The organism is Pseudomonas edaphica, assembly GCF_005863185.1.
Lineage (GTDB): Bacteria > Pseudomonadota > Gammaproteobacteria > Pseudomonadales > Pseudomonadaceae > Aquipseudomonas > Aquipseudomonas edaphica.
In genome coordinates, this window is sequence record NZ_VBVZ01000401.1 from 1 (window position 1) to 5,725 (window position 5,725).

At 63.0% G+C, this 5,725-nt stretch carries 5 protein-coding genes; 4 read left to right on the forward strand and 1 reads right to left on the reverse strand.

Translation table 11 applies throughout. From position 1 onward, the window contains the following. The 4 genes from FEM54_RS22535 to FEM54_RS22550 all read left to right on the forward strand — a co-directional run. The coding region (locus FEM54_RS22535) for an isovaleryl-CoA dehydrogenase (RefSeq protein WP_138453113.1) at nt 1-1,046 on the forward strand (1,046 nt) is incomplete at its 5' end. 13 nt (nt 1,047-1,059) lie between these two features. Then, the gene (locus tag FEM54_RS22540; protein WP_138453115.1) at nt 1,060-2,667 is read left to right on the forward strand and encodes a carboxyl transferase domain-containing protein; all 1,608 of its coding nucleotides are present in this window, start codon (nt 1,060-1,062) and stop codon (nt 2,665-2,667) included. 15 nt (nt 2,668-2,682) lie between these two features. Continuing rightward, nucleotides 2,683-3,489 carry a gamma-carboxygeranoyl-CoA hydratase gene (locus tag FEM54_RS22545; RefSeq protein WP_138453117.1) on the forward strand — a complete coding sequence of 269 codons (807 nt, stop codon included), beginning with the start codon at nt 2,683-2,685 and terminating at the stop codon, nt 3,487-3,489. Next, the gene (locus FEM54_RS22550) at nt 3,486-5,411 is read left to right on the forward strand and encodes an acetyl/propionyl/methylcrotonyl-CoA carboxylase subunit alpha (protein WP_138453119.1); all 1,926 of its coding nucleotides are present in this window, start codon (nt 3,486-3,488) and stop codon (nt 5,409-5,411) included. Before FEM54_RS22545 ends, FEM54_RS22550 begins: the two co-directional genes overlap by 4 nt. On the opposite strand, the gene FEM54_RS22555 is transcribed toward FEM54_RS22550, so the two are convergent. Then, a partial coding sequence (locus FEM54_RS22555; protein ID WP_240792784.1) for a LexA family protein occupies nt 5,408-5,725 on the reverse strand: 318 nt, incomplete at its 5' end. The genes FEM54_RS22550 and FEM54_RS22555 overlap by 4 nt on opposite strands.

The following is a 5,725-nucleotide window of genomic DNA, read 5'->3' on the forward strand; positions in this document are numbered from 1 at the left end:
ACCTGTTCCATGCCGACCTGTGGCGCAAGTTCGGGGACATGGGCCTCTTGGGCATCACCGTGCCGGAAGAGTACGGCGGCGCCGGTCTGGGTTACCTGGCGCACGTGGTGATCATGGAAGAAATCAGCCGTTGTTCGGCGTCAGGGGCGCTGTCCTACGGCGCGCACTCCAACCTGTGCGTCAACCCGATCAACCGCAACGGTAATCACGAACAAAAACTCAAGTACCTGCCCAAGTTGATCAGCGGCGAGCACATCGGCGCCCTGGCCATGAGCGAACCGAATGCTGGCTCCGACGTGGTCTCGATGAAGCTGCGCGCCGACAAACGTGGTGACCACTACGTGCTCAACGGCAGCAAGACCTGGATCACCAATGGCCCCGACGCCAACACCTACGTGATCTACGCCAAGACCGACCTGGAAAAAGGCCCTCACGGCATCACCGCGTTTATCGTCGAGCGCGACTACAAAGGCTTCAGCCGCAGCAACAAGTTCGACAAGCTGGGCATGCGCGGCTCCAACACCTGCGAACTGTTTTTTGATGACGTCGAGGTGCCCGAAGAAAACATCCTTGGCGTGCTCAATGGCGGCGTCAAAGTGCTGATGAGCGGCCTGGACTACGAGCGCGTGGTGCTCTCGGGCGGCCCGACCGGGATCATGCAAGCGTGCATGGACCTGATCGTGCCCTACATCCATGACCGCAAGCAGTTCGGCCAGAGCATCGGCGAATTCCAGCTGATCCAGGGCAAGGTCGCGGACATGTACACCCAGCTCAACGCCAGCCGCGCCTATCTCTACGCGGTGGCCCAGGCCTGCGAACGTGGCGAAACCACGCGCAAGGACGCCGCCGGGGTGATCCTCTACAGTGCCGAGCGCGCCACGCAAATGGCCCTGGACGCGATCCAGATTCTCGGCGGCAATGGCTACATCAATGAATTCCCCGCCGGGCGCCTGCTGCGTGATGCCAAGTTGTACGAAATCGGTGCTGGCACCAGTGAGATTCGGCGGATGCTGATCGGTCGCGAACTCTTCAACGAAACCCGCTGAAGGAGCGCCCCCCATGGCCACCTTGCATACCCAGCTAAACCCGCGTTCAGCGGAGTTCGCCGCCAACAGCACGGCGATGCGCCAACAGGTCGACGCCCTGCACAGCCTGCTCGCCCATGTGCAGCAAGGCGGCGGCGCCAAGGCCCAGGAACGGCACACCTCGCGCGGCAAACTGCTGCCCCGTGAGCGTATCAACCGCTTGCTCGACCCTGGCTCACCGTTCCTGGAACTCAGCCAACTGGCGGCTCACCAGGTGTACGGCGAGGACGTGCCCGCCGCTGGCGTGATCGCCGGAATCGGCCGTGTGGAAGGCGTCGAATGCATGATCGTCGCCAACGACGCCACGGTCAAAGGCGGCTCGTACTACCCGCTCACGGTAAAAAAACACCTGCGTGCCCAGACCATCGCCGAGCAGAACCGCCTGCCGTGCATTTACCTGGTGGACTCCGGTGGTGCCAACCTGCCGCGTCAGGATGAGGTATTTCCTGATCGCGAACACTTCGGGCGGATCTTCTTCAACCAGGCCAACATGAGCGCCCAGGGCATCCCGCAAATCGCCGTGGTGATGGGCTCCTGCACCGCCGGTGGCGCCTACGTACCCGCCATGGCCGACGAAGCGATCATGGTGCGCCAGCAAGCCACGATCTTCCTCGCCGGGCCGCCGCTGGTAAAAGCCGCGACCGGCGAAGTGGTCAGCGCCGAAGACCTGGGCGGTGCCGATGTGCACTGCAAGATCTCCGGCGTAGCCGACCACTATGCCGACAGCGATGAACATGCGCTCGCCCTGGCCCGACGCAGTGTGGCCAACCTCAACTGGCGCAAGCAGGGTGAGTTAGTGCAACGCCCGCCGGTGGCGCCGTTGTACAGCAGCGAAGAACTTTATGGCGTGATCCCGGCCGATGCCAAGCAGCCATTTGATGTGCGCGAAGTGATCGCGCGGCTGGTGGATGGCTCGGTATTCGATGAGTTCAAGGCGCTGTTTGGCACCACGCTGGTGTGTGGTTTTGCGCACCTGCACGGCTACCCGATTGCGATCCTGGCCAACAACGGGATTCTGTTCGCCGAGGCCGCGCAAAAAGGCGCGCACTTTATCGAACTGGCCTGCCAGCGCGGGATTCCGTTGCTGTTCTTGCAGAACATCACCGGGTTTATGGTCGGCCAGAAATACGAAGCCGGCGGCATTGCCAAGCACGGCGCCAAGCTGGTCACAGCGGTGGCGTGTGCCAAGGTACCCAAGTTCACGGTGATCATCGGTGGCAGCTTTGGTGCCGGTAACTACGGCATGTGCGGTCGCGCCTATGACCCGCGCTTTTTGTGGATGTGGCCGAACGCACGCATCGGTGTGATGGGCGCCGAACAGGCCGCCGGCGTGCTGGTGCAGGTCAAGCGTGAACAGGCCGAGCGCGCGGGCAATGCGTTCAGCGCCGAAGAAGAAGCCGCGATCAAGCAGCCGATTCTCGACCAGTACGAAACCCAGGGCCATCCCTACTACTCCAGCGCACGTTTGTGGGATGACGGTGTGATTGACCCGCAGCAGACCCGTGACGTGCTGGCGCTGGCGTTGTCCGCCGCGCTGAATGCCCCCATCGAGCCGAGCCGCTTCGGCGTGTTCCGCATGTAAATGGAGCTGTACCCCATGAGCGATTTCAACACCCTCGAACTGGTCACCGACAGCCGTGGTTTTGCCACGCTGTGGCTCAGTCGTGAAGCCAAGAACAACGCGTTCAATGCGCAGATGATCCGCGAGTTGATCATCGCCCTCGACCAGGTGCAGGCCGATGCATCCCTGCGTTTTTTAGTGTTGCGCGCACGTGGCAAGCACTTCAGCGCCGGCGCAGACCTGGCCTGGATGCAGCAATCGGCCGAGCTGGATTACCACACCAACCTGGACGACGCGCGCGAGCTGGCCGAGTTGATGTACAACCTGGCCAAGCTGAAAATCCCGACCCTGGCAGTAGTGCAAGGCGCAGCCTACGGGGGCGCGCTGGGCTTGATCAGTTGCTGCGACATGGCGATTGGCGCCGATGACGCGCAGTTCTGCCTGCCGGAAGTGCGCATCGGCCTGGCACCGGCGGTGATCAGCCCGTTCGTGGTACAGGCCATCGGCGAGCGGGCCGCGCGGCGCTATGCGCTGACGGCCGAGCGTTTTGGCGGCCAGCGTGCACGCGACATTGGCCTGCTGGCGGAAAGTTACCCGGCCACCGAGCTGGATGCGCAAGTGGAACTGTGGATCGCCAACCTGTTGCAAAACAGCCCGGCTGCCATGCGCGCCAGCAAGGATTTGCTGCGCGAAGTCGGCAACGGCGCCCTCACCCCGGCGCTGCGTCGGTATTGCGAAAATGCCATCGCGCGGATTCGCGTCAGCGCCGAGGGCCAGGAAGGCTTGCGCGCGTTCCTGCAAAAACGCCCGCCCAGCTGGCAAGCGCAGGAGCCACGTTCATGAGCACACTGACCACTGTGCTGGTGGCCAACCGTGGCGAAATCGCCTGCCGGGTAATGCGCACCGCCAAGGCGATGGGGTTGACCACCGTGGCGGTCCACAGCGCCACCGACCGCGATGCGCGCCATAGCCGCGAGGCCGACATTCGGGTTGACCTGGGTGGCAGCAAGGCCACCGACAGTTACCTGCAAATCGACAAACTGATCGCCGCCGCCCAAGCCAGTGGCGCTCAGGCGATCCATCCGGGTTACGGCTTTCTGTCGGAGAACGCCGGCTTTGCTCGTGCGATTGAAGCCGCCGGTCTTGTTTTCCTGGGTCCGCCCGCCTCGGCCATCGATGCCATGGGCAGCAAATCGGCGGCCAAGGCGCTGATGGAAACTGCCGGGGTGCCGTTGGTGCCGGGTTATCACGGCGCGGACCAGGACCTGGAAACTTTCCGCGATGCCTGCGAACGTATCGGTTACCCGGTACTGCTCAAGGCCACGGCAGGTGGCGGCGGCAAGGGCATGAAGGTGGTCGAGGACGTCAGCCAGTTGGCCGAAGCCCTGGCCTCGGCCCAGCGTGAGGCGCTGTCGTCCTTTGGCAATGGGCAGATGCTGGTGGAGAAGTACCTGCTCAAGCCGCGCCACGTGGAGATTCAGGTGTTTGCCGACCAACACGGCCATTGCCTGTACCTCAATGAGCGCGACTGTTCTATTCAACGTCGCCATCAAAAGGTGGTGGAAGAAGCACCCGCACCGGGCTTGAGTGCCGAGCAGCGTAAAGCCATGGGTGAGGCGGCCGTGCGTGCGGCCCAGGCGATCGGCTATGTGGGCGCCGGCACCGTGGAGTTTTTGCTGGACGCGCGTGGCGAGTTCTTCTTCATGGAGATGAACACGCGGCTGCAAGTGGAGCATCCAGTGACCGAGGCGATTACCGGCCTTGATTTGGTAGCCTGGCAGATTCGTGTGGCTCAGGGTGAACCGCTGCCGATCACTCAGGATCAGGTGCCGTTGGTGGGCCATGCGATTGAAGTGCGCTTGTATGCCGAAGACCCGGCCAATGATTTCCTGCCAGCCACCGGGCACCTGGCACTGTACCGCGAATCTACGCCAGGCCCGGGGCGCCGTGTGGACAGTGGCGTAGCACAAGGCGACAACGTTTCGCCCTTCTACGACCCGATGCTCGGCAAACTGATTGCCTGGGGTGAAGACCGCGAACAGGCGCGCCTGCGGTTGTTGAGCATGCTCGATGAGTTTGCGGTCGGCGGAGTCAAGACCAACCTCGGCTTTTTGCGGCGCATCATCGGCCATCCGGCGTTTGCGGCGGCTGAACTCGATACCGGGTTTATTCCGCGCTATCAGGATGAACTGCTGCCAGCACCTGGTGCTTTGAGCGATGAGTTCTGGCAGGCGGCAGGGGCGGCGTTTATGCAGAGCCAGCCCGCCGGTGAAGGCCCGTGGGCGGATAACCGAGGCTTTCGTGCCGGGTTGCCGAGCGACGTGTCGTTGCACTTGAGTTGCGCCGGGCAGGACCGGCTGGTGAAGCTGGTAGCGGGCACTGCGCAATTGCGCGGCGAGCAACTACTGATCGAACACCATGGCGTGCGCCGCGCTTATCTGGCGGTACGCAGCGAAGGCATCCTGTATCTGCGCTGGGATGGCCAGATGCAGGCCGTCAGCTTGTATGACCCGATTGCTGCAGTCGAGGCCAACCAGACTCATCAAGGCGGCCTCACAGCGCCGATGAACGGCAGCATCGTGCGGGTGCTGGTAGAAGTCGGTCAACACGTGGAGGCTGGCACTCAGCTGGTGGTGCTCGAGGCCATGAAGATGGAGCACAGTATCCGCGCGCCTCACGCCGGGGCGGTCAAGGCAGTGTTTTGCCAGGAAGGCGAAATGGTCGCCGAAGGCAGCGCCCTGGTGGAACTTGAGACCACGGACTAGAACTTCGCCGTGGCTTGCACCACGACCCCGAGGATTCGGCACGCATCGGTGAACAGCTGCTTGGGATAAGTCGGATTGAGCGGCACCAGGTAAAGCTGGCCGCTCTCTTCCATCAATTGGCGAAAGGTCGCCTGGGTGCTGTCGGCCCATTGCGCAACCACCAGCTTGCCGGGTTCGGGCTCGATGGCCGGGTCCACCAGAATCATCATGCCCGCACCGACGCTCAGGCCGCTGGGCGCGGTCATGGCATCGCCCGTTACGGGCAGCCAGAAGGCTTCGCCCTGGGCATGGTAATCGCTCAGTTCGAAACGGGC